9 protein-coding genes are annotated in these 15,592 nt (G+C 70.4%); 1 reads left to right on the top strand and 8 read right to left on the bottom strand.

Features of this window, described 5'->3' with window-relative positions; genetic code table 11:
* Position 1 precedes the first annotated feature (1 nt).
* From ACFQV6_RS36395 to ACFQV6_RS36360, 8 genes are all read right to left on the bottom strand, one after another.
* Positions 2-1,042: an AAA family ATPase gene (locus tag ACFQV6_RS36395; protein ID WP_378032235.1), complete on the bottom strand. Its 1,041-nt coding sequence runs from the start codon at positions 1,040-1,042 to the stop codon at positions 2-4.
* A complete protein-coding gene (locus tag ACFQV6_RS36390) occupies positions 1,039-3,216 on the bottom strand; it encodes a hypothetical protein (protein ID WP_378032234.1) in 2,178 nt (725 codons plus the stop codon). Before ACFQV6_RS36390 ends, ACFQV6_RS36395 begins: the two co-directional genes overlap by 4 nt.
* A 499-nt stretch (positions 3,217-3,715) precedes the next feature.
* On the bottom strand, positions 3,716-4,270 hold the full coding sequence (locus ACFQV6_RS36385; RefSeq protein WP_378032233.1) for a hypothetical protein: 555 nt from the start codon (positions 4,268-4,270) through the stop codon (positions 3,716-3,718).
* Between the two features lie 193 nt (positions 4,271-4,463).
* Entirely contained in the window at positions 4,464-5,840 is a 1,377-nt protein-coding gene (locus ACFQV6_RS36380; RefSeq protein ID WP_378032232.1) for a S28 family serine protease, read from the bottom strand.
* 57 nt (positions 5,841-5,897) lie between these two features.
* Positions 5,898-8,312 carry a transglycosylase domain-containing protein gene (locus tag ACFQV6_RS36375; protein ID WP_378032293.1) on the bottom strand — a complete coding sequence of 805 codons (2,415 nt, stop codon included), beginning with the start codon at positions 8,310-8,312 and terminating at the stop codon, positions 5,898-5,900.
* Between the two features lie 111 nt (positions 8,313-8,423).
* Positions 8,424-9,962, bottom strand: coding sequence for a hypothetical protein (locus ACFQV6_RS36370; protein WP_378032231.1), 1,539 nt, complete (start codon positions 9,960-9,962; stop codon positions 8,424-8,426).
* Between the two features lie 117 nt (positions 9,963-10,079).
* Positions 10,080-11,384: a hypothetical protein gene (locus ACFQV6_RS36365; RefSeq protein WP_378032230.1), complete on the bottom strand. Its 1,305-nt coding sequence runs from the start codon at positions 11,382-11,384 to the stop codon at positions 10,080-10,082.
* A 60-nt stretch (positions 11,385-11,444) separates the two neighbouring features.
* The gene (locus ACFQV6_RS36360) at positions 11,445-13,079 is read right to left on the bottom strand and encodes a DUF4331 domain-containing protein (protein WP_378032229.1); all 1,635 of its coding nucleotides are present in this window, start codon (positions 13,077-13,079) and stop codon (positions 11,445-11,447) included.
* Between the two features lie 155 nt (positions 13,080-13,234).
* Here ACFQV6_RS36360 and ACFQV6_RS36355 point away from each other — a divergent pair, with 155 nt between their 5' ends.
* Entirely contained in the window at positions 13,235-15,109 is a 1,875-nt protein-coding gene (locus ACFQV6_RS36355) for a glycoside hydrolase family 5 protein (protein ID WP_378032228.1), read from the top strand.
* The last annotated feature ends 483 nt before the right edge of the window (positions 15,110-15,592 follow it).

Below are 15,592 nucleotides of genomic sequence, written 5' to 3'. Positions count from 1 at the left end.
ATCATCGCTCCTGGGAGAGGGAATGCCAGATGTCGGTGATGAGCCGTTGCCAGGCCTCCCCTTCCTGGGCGTACGCCCCGGAGTCGGTGAGATAGACCGCGTTGAGCAGCTGGTCCCGGGCCAGCGCGTCGTGGGCCGGCCGGTTGAGGAAGTCGTTGATCAGGTCCGATCGTCCCTCGGCCGTGCCGGGCAGTTGCGCGCGCACCATGGCGGCCAGGTCTTCCGCGCTCGGCATCTGCAGGTCCAGCCGCAGGCAGCGGCGCAGGAAGGCGGGCGGAAACTCGCGCTCACCGTTGCTGGTGATCACCACGATGGGGAACGCCCGGCAGCGCACCCGGCCGTCCCGGACGGTTGCCACGCCTCCCGGATCGTCGGTGTAGACCGACACCTGCTCCTCGCGCCGGCTCACCCGCACCAGCTCGGGGATCGTGAACTGCCCGTTCTCGAAGATGTGCAGCAGATCGTTGGGAAGGTCGATGTCGCTCTTGTCGAGCTCGTCGACCAGCAGGACCCGGGGCCGCTCGTATGCGAGCAGGCCGGTGCCGAGCGCTCCGAGCCGTACGAAGTCCCCGGTCCGCGGGTCGGTGCCCGGCCCGGCGGTGACCGCCTGGGCGCGGCCGATGGCGTCGTACTCGTAGAGCCCGGAACGCAGCGTCGTCCGGCTGGTGATCGGCCACTCCAGGACCCGGCCCAGCTTCAGCTCCCGCGCCACCCGGAAGGCGATCGCGGACTTACCGCTTCCGGGCCGCCCGGTGACGAGCAGCGGCCGCCGCAGCCGGATGGCCGCATTGACCATGTCACCTTCGCGCTGGCCCGCGCGACGGGGCGGAGACACGTTCGCCCGGCCCAGCTTCCGGCCGATCTCCTCGCCGTCGTCTCCCGGCGGCGGCTGCACCGGTTCGCCGTGGAAGGCGCGCCACGGCGGCGGATCGGGCAGTGCGGTGCGGCTCTCCTCGGCCGCCGGGATGCCGTCACCGTGGTAATGCCACCAGTTGGGCCACTGGCCGTCCAGGCCCGGGGTCTCCGGCGTCACGGTTGTCATGGGTGTGCCTCTCCCTCGATGCCGCCGCCGCCCGCATCCGCGTGATAGACGTTGCGGTCCGGGTCGTCCCAGAGCAGCGCGAGGTGGTGTCCGGGATGCCGGCGCCGCTCGTCCGGGCCGAGCTCCGCCGCCTCCATGCGCAGGGTCCGGACACGGCGCGCCAGCTCGGCGGGCGGGCCCTCCAGGATCCGGCCCAGCAGCGCGGCGGCCTCGTCGGTCAGCGGGGAACGGCGATCCCAAAGGATCACCGGAATCCCGGCGTTCAGGGCCGACAGCAGCTCGTCGCCACCGGGTGGGTCCGGCGGCGGACCACCCAGCACCACCGTGGTCAGGTCCCGGTTCCCCCGCAGGTGGGCGTTCCAGCCGCCCAGGTCGTCGCCGCCCGCGTGGCTCCGGCCCCAGAACACGCGGTGGCCCGGCGGTTGCTGCCACAGGGCATGCCATCGGCCGGCCCAGACCCGATGCCGATGGGGGGCGCGCATCCGGTCGAGGCTCCGGACGACAACGGGATAGTCGAGACAGAGGGGTGTGGGCGCGGGCGACTCCAGCTCGGTGCGCCACCACTCAACGGCCAGGTGCAGCAGGTCGGTGGGCAGCAATAGCTCGATCTCGACGGCAGCGCCCTCGTCGAGTCCCTGCCAGATCGCCTCGGCGTGCCGGATCGCGTCCTCCATCACCCGCTCGACCTCCTGGAAGGACGTCGTGCGCGGCACGCTCGCCTCGGGCTGCCAGGTCTGTGCCCAGCGCTGGATCCAGTACCGGACCTCGCACAGGTCGCGGTCGATGCCGTCGCGCTCGATCTGGATCAGCAGGCACGGGCGGACCGGTGGCCGCGAAGGGCGACGCGCGTTGCTCGCCCGGTGCTCCCGCTCGGCCAGCGCGCGATAGGCCTGGAGCGGCTCGCCGATGTGCGCCCGCGGCTCCGCCTCGTTGTCGGCCCAGGCACGCAACTCGCCGGCGAGCGGCTGCTCGACCCGGACGGCCACCTGCTCGACGAGGGCGAGCAGCGGCGGTACGTGGTCCGGGCCGGCGTTGCGGCCGACCAGCAACGTGACCATCTCGCCGAGCGTGGTGGGCCGCTCCGGTAGCGGAATCAGGTCTCCGGTCGCCCGCTGCCAGACCTCGCCCGGATCCACCCCTGGCGCGCGGCTGAGCAGGGTGCGGAGCCGGTCCAGCGTCCACTCGGGCAACAGGGCGGGCACACCACCTGCCGCGGTGCGCCAGACCGGGAACGGCGGGCAGGAAGCCAGGAGGGCCCGGACGCATCCGGCGGAGACGAGCGACGCGTACCGGTGCCAGCGGTCGTCCTTGTACTCGTCGCAGTAGTCCACTATTCCGCGGACCACGAACCACGGCATGCCGTGGTTCGTGGCACTGGCGGCGACGCCGGCCGCCTCCATCTCGATGGCGAGCACGTGGTGCCGGGCCGCGAGCTCGTTGCGGATCCGCTCGTTGACCATCAGCACGTCGCCGGACGCGATCGGCCCGAAGTGCACCTTCGGGACTCCGTTCAGGTGGCCCGACTGCTCCCGGGGCGGATGCGGGACGAGCCGGGCTCCGCGGTGCAGGACATCCGTGTCCGGCGAGGGGCGGGCGAAGACCGCCATGGGACGGTCCTGTGCCGGAACCAGCAGCTGTGCCCAGGGAATCCGGTCGGTGACCAGAAGCTCCTTCAACCGGTTGGCGGCGCGTTTCAGGTCCATCGACATCCCGCCGAGCGGCCGCCGGGGCTCGGCCGGGCCGCGCCCCTGCCGGGTGTGGCTGATGTCGACCACACCGCCCGCGGCGATGACGATGTCACCGAGGCGCACGTGGTGCTCCGGATCGTCCGGCGCCGGCACGCCGCCGGCGATGCCCGTCAGGATGACGCTGCGCAGGCGGGGAAAGCTGCGCAGCATGTTGGTGCAGGTCGTCGCGGCATTGCGGGTGTTGTCCTCGGGCATCACGGTGAGCACCACCCGGTGCGGCCGGTCAGCATCCGTACTGGCGAGGTTGCCCACGCGGTACTCGCTGGGATCCTCGGGGATCCGGGCGGGAACCGGATCACCGATGAGCGTGATCATGGCAGCGGCCTCCACCGGAAGCGCGGCGATGATTCCGATGGTCACGTCGGCCCACGGGTTCTCCTCACCTGCTGCGACGGTGGCTTCCCACCCGGGCGTCGGCGCCGCCACCTCAGGCATCCCCGGCCGGGGGGCGGCACCGACAGGCCGGTAAACCCAATGCCACTGTGGACGTGTCCGACGTCAATGCGTGACCCCAATCTCCAAGAGATCAAGATAATGCTCCGCCGATTAAGGACCATAAGTATCGCAAAGGGTCGGCACGCTGTACAGAAGGTAGGTGCACGAGGCATATCTCGCGTTTCATAATCACTTTCGAGAGGCCGGCGCGGTGGATGGCCGGTTCTGCGAAAAAGCGCATTTACGGCGCCCAAGGTCATTATTTGGGCGCCGTAGCCGCTGGTGGATGCCCTTTTGAGTTTCTGATTGTCACGCCGTCACGGTATGCCGGGTGGTTGCCTATATGGCATGGCGCCGACGGTGTGCTGGCATGAATACCGCCGACAGTGATATAGGGCGGCGCGTGTTCGTCAGATTGCCCATGACAATTGCTGCGTAGACACTTGCCTCATGACAAGATTGATGGAAATGCCGCCGGTGTGATCCGGCGTCAACGGCGGGGAGCGGTCGCGCCGACGCCCAGATCGGCGTACCGGATGATTTCCACGGCCAGCCCGCACACGGCCGCCGCCTCAATGATCGACACCACCACGAACGGCCACCGCAGCGGCCCGTTGGCCCAGTAGATGACGATCGCGGTCAGGGCCGGTGCGCAGAACCCGCCGAGGTCGACGGCGAGTTGCAGGACTTTGCGTGTCCGGCGGCGCGGGTCGCTGCGGTGGGCGATCTCCCAGCCGAACACGCCGGTGTTGACGGTGGCGGCGAGTCTGCTGCCGAGATCGTCGCGGATGTAGCGGCCGATCGCGGACACCTTCTCGTCGTTGACCAGGTAGGTCCAGCCCAGCAGCGTGGTGACCGGAGGGAGGAGAAGCAGCAGGTTGGCATGGCCCTTCGCGGACAGTGCCGCGGCGATGACGCCGGCCATCGACGCCAGTGTGGCGTAGATCAGGTTGTCGCGGAAGCCGATCCTGACCTTCTGCTCCTCCTTCAACCGCTCGTACTCGGCCAGGAGCAGCTGGGAAGCTGTCACGTCCGACTCCGCCATGTGTCCTCCCAGGACGGATACCTCCGGCCATCATCGCGGGAGCCGCTCTGCGGAATCAAGCAGTTGCTGAACGTGATCCGTCGAGGGTGGGCCGCCGGCGTCGAAGGCCGGACAGCCGCGCGTCGGCTTGCCGGTCCCGTTCTGTGACAGCGCCGGGTGACGCCCCGGCGTGTGCCGAGGCGTCACCCGGAGGTCAGCGCAGTCGCCGGCGGTCGCCGAGCATGTCGTCGAGGGGCAGGCCGGCCGGCGGGGCGGCCGAGAGGGTCACGGGTGCGCCGGCCCAGCGGCGGAGCATGGCGGTGGCGGCGGCGGAATCCTCGGGGGAGAGGCGGGCGATGTTCGCGCCGTGGTTGCCGCCGGGTGCGACGAACAGGGCGGAGTCGCGCCTGCTCGGGGTGAAGCGCTCGGCGCCCCACGGGTCGTTCTCGCCGTAGATGAAGAGCATGCGCTCACCGGCGGTGCGGACCCAGAGGTCGACGTCGAGCATCGGCAGCGGGTTGTGCGCGCGGCGCAGTTCCGGCGGCAGGGAGGAGTTCGCCGTGTAGAGGCCGGGGTGGTTGCGCAGGCCGCGCAGGTGCTCGAAGCGCAGGCTGGGCCAGCCCAGCTGGGCGGCCGCCTGGTAGTAGTACGGGAAGTAGTACTCCAGGCCCTGGTCGGTGTAGAAGTCCCACCCGGCCACCCCGTCGATCCAGTCGTACAGCTCGTCGTCGGTCGCGGTGGCGGCGGGCACGCTCGCGCAGTCGGCGAGGGTGCTGTACTGCCAGAACGCCCACACCGAGTCCAGGACGGTCATCTCGAACGAACGGTCGGCCGTGCCGATGGTCCGGTCGAACGTCCAGCCCTGCGCGTCGGCTGCCGCCTGCACCCGGGGGACGAGCCGGTCGCGGCGGCGCAGCGCCTCGCGCTGCACGTTGTCGAGGGTGGCGCGGCAGGCGGGTGTGCCGACGGTGTCGAAGAACCTGTCGTACGCCCCGTCGGCGGGGTTGATGACGTCGTCCGGTGCCACGTAGGCGACCACGCCGTCGATGTCGCGGGGGTAGAACCGCTTGTGGTAGACGGACGTCATGCCGCCCTTGCTCCCGCCGGTGCGGATCCAGTTGCCGGAGAACAAGCCCTTGAAGGCGGTGACGATCCGGTGCTCGTCGGTCGCCTCCTGCCAGATGTTGAGGTCCGACCAGTCGGCCGGTGCCGGGCGCGAGTCGCGGAAGAAGCGGTGCTCCACCGAGATCTGGTTGGCGTTGAGCAGCGCCGTCGGCTCGGTCTGCGACGGGCGCGGTGCGACGGCCAGGCCGTAGCCGCTGGTGGCCAGCACCACCGGGGCGCCGTTCGAGCGGTGCAGCAGCGTGAGGCGCTGCTCGAAGGTGCCCTGCCCGGGGTGACGGTGGTCGGCGGGCTGGCGGTAGGACAGGACGAAGAACCGGTAGCCGGTGGACGGGGTCTCGGAGATGACGGAGAGTCCGGGGATGGCCGTCAGCTGGTCCAGCAGAGGGTCATCCGCGGCGCGGGCGGCGGTGGCGGGGGATAGAACCACCGTCAGGGAAACGAGGGCAGCGATGATGCGTAGTCTCACGCCCGCAAACATATCGACGCGGAGCTATCACGGGGAGGGGCGGGCGTCGATGTGATCTCACCGTGGCCCGGGTGGCGTGATGATGATCGGCGGGAGGCCGGGTTTCTCGGGCTTCTCGGGTTTCGCGTCCTTACCGTTGCTCACCTCAATGACCACAACACCATTTTTCACCGTACGGCCGGACGGGTCGGTGCCTGCCGCGGTGCCCTTGGGACAGTCGGAGTCGACTTCACGGCCGATGAAGACGGAGAAGCCGGCGCGGTCGATCCGGTTGCGGGCACTGTTGAGCGGGTCGCAGGTGACGTCCGGGATCGAGCGCTGGTCGCCGTACGCGATCTTCCTGCTCTCCGGGCGCGGGAACTGCTCCCTCTTCTTGCCCTCCATGTAATCGCCGAGCGTGTGCATCACGGCGGGATTGACCTGGTCGTGGCGCAGGCGGTCCCGGTGGGCCTGGTAGTCGGGGTTGACCAGATAGCCGGCGACGACGAGCGACGTGGTGCCGGCGATCAGCGAGGCGGTCCGGTCGCGGTCGGTGGTGCCGGTCTTGCCGAACACCGGATGCCCGACGATCCCGCGGGTGGCACGCGCGGTGGCGCCGGCGCAGCTGCCGAGCCGCGACGAGTCACCCACCGGGCAGCGGGCCGCGTCGACGGCGGCGCGGGCCACGTTCTCGCTGGTCGCCCGGGTGCAGCGGGACCGGCCGACGTCCAGTTCCTCGCCGTCGCGGGCGGCGATCTGCTCGATCGGGGTGGGCTCGCAGTACATGCCGTCGGCGGCCAGGGTGGCGTACGCGTTGGCCATGTCGAGGGGGGTGGTCGCCGACACGCCGAGGGTGAAGGCGCCCCACTGGTGGGAGAAGCCGGGTGACGCGTACTCGGCGTCCTTGGAGGAGCGGAACTGGATGCCGAAGCGTTTCGCGGCGTCCACGACGTTCTCGGCGCCGACGCGCTCCTCGAGCGGCACGAAGAACGTGTTGATCGAGCTGCCGAACCCGGTCCACATGTTGAAGACACCCTCGCCGCCGCCACCGGAGTTGCTGGGGCACCAGAAGTGCGTGCCCTCGCAGGCCGAGTCGTTGCCGCTGTCGATGATGTACTTCGAGCGGTACCGCTTCTCCGTCTTGATCGTGTAGGCCAGCGGGTAGCCCTTCTCCAGGGCGGCGATGATCGTGAAGATCTTCATCACCGAGCCGGCCTGGTACCCGGTGATGTCGCCGCCGCCGGTCATCAGCGGGTTCGTGGTGTTCGGGTAGGAGCCGCGGATGCCGTGGCGCGCCTTCTTCGGGTCCGAGGAGATGCGGTTCGCCGGGTCGGCCGGATCGTCCAGCTTGTACTTGCGGTTGGCGGCCAGCATCCGCACCTTGCCGGTGCCGGGCTGGATCGCGGCCAGCAGCAGCGCGTTCTGGTTCCGTTCGGAGATCAGTTCGGCGATCCGCCCGCGGGCCTTGTTCTGCGCCTTGATGTCGAGCGTGGTGGTGATGCGATAGCCACCGCTCTTCAGACGGCGCTCACGGTCGTACGGTGTCGGCCCGAACTCCTCCCGGCCCATCCACCACCGGTAGAAATAGTCGCAGAAGAAGCCCCAGTTGTTCTTGGCGACCGAGACGCAGCCGTTGCTGACCGGCCGGACCTTGTCCGGGATCGGCTCCTTCTTCGCCTTGTCGGCCTGGCCCGGGGTGATCGTGCCCATCTCCAGCATGCCCGGGATGACGTAGGTGTTGCGCCGCTGCTCGATCCGGTCGTGGCCGGTGGCGTCGGTCGGGTCGTAACCGGACGGTGCCCGCACGATTCCCGCGAGCATCGCCGCCTCGCCGATCGTGAGGTCCTTCGGTTTCTTGTTGAAGTAGACCCGGCTGGCGGCGAAGATCCCGTAGGTCTGCTTGCCGAACGGCACGATGTTCAGATAGCGCTCGAGAATCTGGTCCTTGCCCATCTGCTTCTCGAGCTCGAGCGCGTACTTCATCTCGGTGAACTTGCGTTTCGGGGTGTCCTGGGTGGCCTCGACGACATCCTGCGGACTGGTCGCCGAATAGGCCAGCGACATACGCACCCACTGCATGGTGATCGTCGAGGCGCCCTGCTTGGCCCCGCCGTTCTTGTTGTTGACCAGCGCCCGCGCCACACCCTTGAGGTCGACGCCGTTGTGGTCGTAGAAGTTCCGGTCCTCCGCGGCGACCATGGCGTCGCGCATGTATTGCGAGATCTCCTTGAGCGGGACATCGCTGCGGAACTCGTCGTAGAACTGGGTGATCTGCGTCTTGTCGTCGGCCGCGTAGACCCGGGTGATCTGTGGCGACCGGAACGCCTGAAGCTCGCTGGGCAGGCTCGCGAACGCCCGCTCACCGGCCTTCGCGGCCAGTCCGGACATCATCGCGTACGGGAACACCGCTGCCGCGACGACGACTCCCGTGGTCAGACCGCAGACCAGGAAGACGAACGCGTTGACGAAGATGTTGTGATCCCGCCTGCGCATCCAGGAACTCACCGCACCACCACCCGTGACTCGGCGATTGCTCGCTATACGGTCGGGCGGGGAAGTGATACCTGTCAAGGTTTACCCGGTTCTTTCACCGAAGCCGGCTGGTCACGCTATCGCGCGGACGCCGATGCCGAGTCCGACCAGGACGACGAGCGCCGCGGTGGCGGTCGGTGCGCCGGCGGCGAAACGCCTGGTGACGCGGTCACCCACGCGACCGGCCCAGCTGCCTTCGGCGACCAGCCGGGCCAGCCGGTGCTGGGCGACGACCAGGACCAGGCCCACCGCGGTGAGGGTGGCGGCCATGCCGATGCCGTACGCGATGACCAGCGCCACCCCCAGCCCGGCACGGCCGAGGCCGATCGCGCCGAGCAGGACCACGAGCGCTGACGGGCTGGGTACGAGGCCGCCGGCCAGACCGATTCCGGCCAGATTGAGGCGGCGGTGCCGGTGAGTGTGACCGTGGTGATGAGGATGTCCGTGCCCATGGCTGTGGTCGTGCCCATGGCTGTGGCCGTGCTCGTGGGTGTGGCCGTGCTCGTGGGTGTGGCCGTGCTCGTGGGTGTGGCCGTGCGGGCCGTGTGAGTGCGCCGCGGTCCGCCGGGCGGAGATCAGCATCCCGACGCCGACCATCACGACGAGGACGCCGCTGCCGACGCCGAGCGCACTCAGGACCTGTTCACCGGCGAGCGCCGTCGACGTGCTGAGCACCGCGCCCAGCAGCAGAACACCGGCGGTGTGTGCCAGCGTGACGGTCCCACCGACGGCGAAGGCATCGCGTACGCGCCCGTGGCGCCCGGCGAAGTAGGCGGCCATCACCGTCTTGCCGTGGCCGGGCAGGACGGCGTGCCCGGCGCCGAGCAGCAGCGCCAGCAGGAACGCGAGCGCGACGACCGCCGGGCCGAGTTGCCCGCCGAGCATCGCCTCCATCCGGCTCTGGGCCGCCTCCAGCCAGCCCCGGGGCGAGGACTGCGTGCCGGTGGGCTCCGTGCTGGTCACCGCGGCGGGAGCGGCGGCACCGTCCACCTCGATGGTGGCGGTACGCACGTCGAGCGGTGAGGAGAGCGGGTCGCGGGGGTAGGAGCGGAGCTGTCCGGTGGGGCTCTCGGTGGGCAGTGTGGACTCGGCGAGGCGTACCCCGGCGCCGATCGCCGTCATCTCCCGCCAGCCCAGCCGGTCGGCGCGGTAGGTGTTGCCGACGCTCACCGTGGCCGGCGAGGTCAGCTCGGCGGGAGCGCTGAGCCGGCAGTCGAGCCGGCTGGTGAACAGGCCGGCCGCGCCGGGCAGGACGTCGTACGCCTGGCCGGAGACCGTCCACGCCAGGCGCTGCCCGTCCGCCGACACCGCGAAGGCGGCGGCCACCTGCGCGCATTCCGTTCCCGCGTAGGCGGAGCGTTCGGACGGCGACAGGGCACCGTCCCCGTCGCCGTCCGCGCGGGTCTTGTCCTGGAAGGTGGGTATCTCCGCGGCGTCGATCACCGCGGTGACCTCGACGTGGTCCGGGCTCAGTGCCAGCCCGGCGTACTGGTTGACCGAGAAGTTGCCGAGAGGGTGCGCCTGTGCGGGTGCGGCCGGCCAGGCGAGCAGGCCCGCGGCCGCCGCGCAGGCGACGCTCGCGCCGAGCCGCAGTTGCCTAGTGCTGATCATCGTTGCCTCCTTGGTGTCGCGGGCTTCTTCCTTCAGAGCAGGCCGTTCCTCAGCGCGGGCCGCTGTTCAGCGCGGGCCGCTGTTCAGCGCGGGCCGTTGTTCAGCGCCGGCCGTTGTTCAGCGCAGGCCGGCCAGGGCGCGGCGGGCCAGCGGGCCGTCGACCGGGGAGAAGTAGGGGTTGGTGTTCAGGGCGCGCTCGAGCTCGGTGCGCGCCTCGGCCTGCCGGCCGAGACCGAGTTGGATCATGCCGAGGTGGTAGGCGTAGGCGGCCGGGTGCGCGCCACCGGCAACAGCGCGTTCGGCGTACGGGAGAGCCTCGTCATCGCGGCCGGCGGCGTGCAGGGCCCAGGCGAGGGTGTCGGCCACATCGGCGTGCCGGCGCAGGCCCCATTCGGTACGGGCGGCGGTGACCGCGTCGGCCGGGCGGCCCTGTGCGACGGCGAGTGCCGCGGTGGCCAGCCGGTCCGTGCCGCCGTTCGCGGTGAACAGCCGCTCCGACGCGGCGGCCAGCTCCAGTTGCCGGTCGGCCTCGGTGCTTCGGCCGGCGGCGCGCAGCGTTTCCGCGTACTCCAGAAGGTTTGCCGGTCCTGGAAGCCTGGCGGTCAGATCGGCGTAGGCGGCGAGCGCACCCGGCATGTCGCCGCGACCGGCCCTGATCTTCGCTGTGCCGTGCCGCGCACCGATCGAGGCCGGATCCGCGGCGAGCGCCGCCGCATACTCGCTCGCGGCCGCGTCCGGATCACCCCGGCCGAAGGCCAGATCACCCAGCTGGACCCGGCAGAACGCCACGTCGTGCGGATCGACGGCGCCGGCCAGCGCGCGCCGCATCATCTCGCTCGCCTCGGCGAGCTCGCCCCGCAGCTCGAGATCGTAGGAGGCGCGGGCGTAGGCGGCCAGGCCGGGCCGCAGATCGAGCATCTTCTGTACGGCGGCGGTCGCACCCGCCGGGTCGCCGAGCTGGGTGAGCGCGTCGGCCAGCACCCCGTACGCCTCGGCGTGGTGATCGTTGATCGCCAGCGCCGACCGGGCCCGGGTGCGGGCGCCCGCGAAGTCGTGCCGGGCGTTCGCCAGGGCGCCGAGAACCACCAGCGCGTCGCTGTTGCCGTCGCGCCGCAGCGTGAGTGACTGGCGGGCGGCCTGCTCGGCCCGGGGATAGAGCCCGGGGTCGGCGGTGATCCGGGCCTGCTCCAGGTAGGCGGCGCCGAGCGCGGCCCAGCCCGGCCAGTCGCCGGGCACGTCACGCAGCTGCTGCTGGGACCGTGCGATCCGGTCGGCCAGCAGACCTGCGGGCGGCCGGGTGGTGTCCTGGCTCGCCGGTACGGGCGTGGTCGGGGTGCGCGGCCAGGTCAGGACCGCTGCGACCGCGAGCAGGGCGGTCGCGAGGGCGGCGGCCAGTCCCAGGCGGGTGAGGGTGCGGCGCATGGTGTTCCTCCGTGGGGTCGGGCGGGTGCGACGGGGGTGACGCACCCGCCCGGGCTCGGGTTACAGCGGCCTGGTCCGGTCGTCGTCGAGGTGGGTCTGCCGGGTGCGGCGCCGTTTGAGCAGGGCCAGCAGGCCCGCGGCGATGATCAGGATTCCGAGGCCGGAGGCTCCGGTGGCGTACGCGACAGGCATGGTGTCGGGGTTGCTCTTCGCCGTGGTGTTCTCCTGCTTCTCCGGCGCCTTCTCGGTGCTCTTCTCGGTGCTCTTCCCGGCGGTGCCGCTGGTGGTGTTGACGGCGTCGCTGTTGGGCAGCGCCACGTAGGGGAACTCGGCGCCGAAGTCCTGGTCGTTGGCGTTCACGCCGTCACCGGCCGCGAGCGCGTCGACGAGCTTGCCGGTCTGCGCGGCGCCGACGAGCGCCTGCAGCTCGATGTCCAGCACGTCGTCGGCGAGCCGCCTGCCGTTCGGGAAGCCCTGCAGATCACCGGCGAGAACTCCCAGCCGGTCCGGCTGGTCGGTGACCGGCACCGAGAGGTTCAGCCGCAGCTCCTCGGCCGGGGTGAAGCGGGAGGCGTCCACGTCCGCGTTGTTGAGCTGCGAGTTGAGATCGGCCTTGATCGGGCCGTCCGCCTTGGTGGTGATGCCGGTCAGGAAGATCTCGGCCAGGTCGTTGCGCGGGGCCGGCGGCGCCGGGATCTGGTAGATCGACTCGAGGAGCTTGGGCACCTCGGGTTCCAGCACCCGCTTGACCAGCGCCGGTGTCTTCGCGTCCTTCCTCGGCGGGCTGGCGTTGAAGGCGTCCTTCAGCGACGCCGGCACGATCACCTCGTTGATCAGCGGGTTGCCGAGGCGGGACACCTGCACCCTGCCGCCGGACTGACCGCCGCCGGTGATCCGCACCCGGTCGCGTTCGGTGGTGGTCCAGAGGCCGATCACCGGGTTGCGGGTGGCGTCGCCGTTCAGCGCCACGTCCTTGACGGGCACCTGAAGGGCGATGGTGTTCACGTTGTATCCGGCGACGGTGTCCTGTCCCGTCTCGGACAGGTCACCGCCGTAGAGCAGGTCGAAGGCGTGCAGGTCCAGGAAGAACGGGTCGTCGGCCTGCCCGGCGAAGATGTTCCAGCCGCCCGGCAGGGTCCGGGTGGCCTGGTCGCGCAGCTTCCCGTAGTCCGGCATGGACGCCGGGCCGACCCGGGAGGGCGCGACGGGCGCGTCCCGCACGCGGGTCTTGAACGGCGCGCCGCCGAACGAGGATTCCAGGGTGTATGTCTGCTTGAACAGCAGGTTCTCGTCGTCGAACGAGGTGACGGGGCCGTTGTTGTAGAGGAAGGTGCTGTCACCCCGGTTGTCGATGTTCCGGAACTTCCACCGGAACTCGGCGTCGGGTCTCGCGTCACCGTCGCTGTCGACCTTGATGTGGTAGCTGGCGTCGGTGGCGAACGGGTAGAAGTTGGGGCCGCCGTTGGGTTCCTCGAACGGCTGCCAGTTGGCGACGAAGGTGACATATCCGGGGCGGTCGGGGCTGACGAACGCGTACAGGTCGGTGTTGTCGACCGCGGGATCGGCGGCGATCAGCGGCGCCTCGCGGTGGCTCGACGCGGTCGCGGTCCCCGGCCCGAGGCCGTACAACGAGCCGGTGAGCAGAGCGCCGATGCCGAGCGCCGTCAGGGCGCGCCGGCGGCGGGTTCCGGTCATTGTGGTTCCTTCCGTGCCGAATGTGGCCGCCGGCGGTTTCGGCCGGCGTCTCGCTCTCGGCGCGGAATTCGCAGCGGTCCCCGGCGCGGATGGGTTTCTGTCGATTTCCTGATTCCCGGCAATCCGAGCGCGGCGCGGCGGCGAATCCTCTCTCGATGCCCTTCAATGTGCTCGTGGTCATCTCGCGCGCGCTCCTGGCACCGCTGCTGCTCGCCGCCCTGCTGACGGGCCCATCACCGGCCGCCTCCGCTACGACGGCTGACCCGGGGTGGACGGCGCCGCTCTCCACGCGCGGGCGCTACATCGTGGACGCGGACGGCCGGCGCTTCAAACTGCGCTCCGGGAACTGGCACGGCGCGAGCGGCACCTGGACCGGCTCCGGTGACCCCGCCGACAACAGCAACCACCACGCCGGGGAGAACTCCGGCCGGATCCCGCTCGGCCTCGACCGGGCGCCGCTTCCCGCGATCGTCGCCGGCTTCCAGGAGCTGGGCCTCAACAGCGTGCGCCTGCCGTTCTCCGGCGAGATGGTGCACGACGCCCAGCCGGTGACCGACGCCGCGGTGGCGGCCAACCCGCAGCTGCGAGGGCTCACCCCGCTCCAGGTCTACGACCGGGTGGTCGGCGCGCTCACCGGTGCCGGCCTCGCGGTGATCCTCAACAACCACACCAACACCACACGCTGGTGCTGCGCCGTCGACGGCAACGAGCGCTGGAACACCTCGCGGACCGTGCAGCAGTGGGAGGACGACTGGCTGTTCATGGTCCGCCGCTACCGCGCCGATCCGCGGGTCGCCGGCGCCGACCTGTACAACGAGGTACGCCGTACCGTCCTGGACGACCCGAACTGGGGCTGGGGCGACGCGCGCGACTGGTTCGCCGCCTCCCAGCGGCTCGGCGACCGGATCCTGGCCGAGGCCAATCCGGACCTGCTGGTGATCGTCGAAGGCATCAACTGGACCGGCATCCCGGTGGACGGCTTCGCCCACGAGCGGCCGACCCTGCGGCCGGCGCGCACGCTCTCGCACACCCTGGTGCGGTCCGGGAAGCTGGTCTACTCGGCCCACTTCTACGACTACACCGGCCCCAACCACAGCGGCGCGACCGGCGTGGGGGAGACCAGCGATCCGCGCTACCGCGACCTGTCCCCGGCCGAGCTGGCAACGGTCGTCAACCGGGACGCGCTGTTCGTCGCCGGGGAGCCGGGCCAACATTTCACCGCGCCGGTGTGGATCAGCGAGTTCGGTGTGGACGGTAACGCGGCGGCCGGGAGCGAGCAGCGAGAGTGGTTCGAGAACTTCGTCAACCTGCTGGGCGGCGCGGACGCCGACTTCGCCTACTGGCCGGTGGTCGGCTGGGGCCGCGGCGTCAACGGCTGGGGCCTGCTCTTCTTCGACTCCGCGGGACGGCGATCCGGCCTGCTCGACGAGGCGGACTGGCGTTCGGCGGCGTGGCAGCGGCTGGTCGGCACGCCGGGCCGGGAGGGCTATGTGGCGCCGGTGCCCGGCCGGTCGATGCTGAGCCCCGATCACGGCGATTTTGTTGCCTCGCTGCGGATGCGGGGACAGGCCGACTGGGATCGGGGCGCGCGTAAGGCCGCCTGCCCGGACGGCGCGCGGCTGATCGGGCTGAGCCACACCGGGAACCGCGGGTTGTGCGCGGACGGCGGGGCCGGGTGGGACGCGTACCAGGTGGTGACCGACGAGAGGTATGTGTCGCGGGACTGGGCGTCCGGATACACCAAGCTGCAATGCCCGGGAACATCATTGCTGATCGGGTACGCGGTGCGTGGTGCCGCGGTGTCGAGTGCGCTGTGCGGGACCGCGCTGCCAGCGCGTGGTGACACCGGCCGGACGGTGTGGTTCGACCGCGGTGACAACCGTCCGGCGGGCGGGCCGGGCGGGGATTTCGCGAGCGGCCACTACAAGGGCCAGTGCGGTGACGACGAGTACGCGGCGGGAATCGCCTTCACCCGGCGGATCGGGACGTCGGGTACCCCGGACGCGCTGTTCTGCCGCCACCTCCCGTAGCCACGGCAAGCGAGGTGGAGAACCGTGTGCGGTGTTCAGGGCCAGACATGATCAGGCGGGCCGGCAGCTGGTCGCAACTCGCCACAGGAATCGCCCTGTTGGCCCTGCCGGTCAGGCCAAGTGGGGCCTGATCAAAGGTAGCCACAGCGGTGACACCGATCGGGGCTCCTTCACTGAGCCTTTTTCAACGTGGCGAGGGCCTCGGTGGCCGGCGCCGGACGATGGCCTGGCAGCGTCAGGCCGGATGCCAGATTGAAGATCGCTCACTGACAGGTGTTCGATCTTGTCAACTCTGGTCAAGATCCGTATCGATCGCTCGCATCGATAATCTCGACGCCGCACTGTTGAGTGGTCCAGCCGTATGACAGGCGGTATCACTAAGAGGAGTCGGTGAATGCGTGGCATGATTGAGCCTTTTTCATCCTGCGTAGCGGTTGGCTTCGACGTGGTGCAGAACGAGGATGGCCTGCACGATCGCGGTCG

Source organism: Actinoplanes sp. GCM10030250, from assembly GCF_042666575.1.
GTDB lineage: Bacteria > Actinomycetota > Actinomycetes > Mycobacteriales > Micromonosporaceae > Actinoplanes.
Note: the sequence above shows the minus strand (reverse complement) of the source record. Positions and strands in the feature narration are given on the sequence as shown.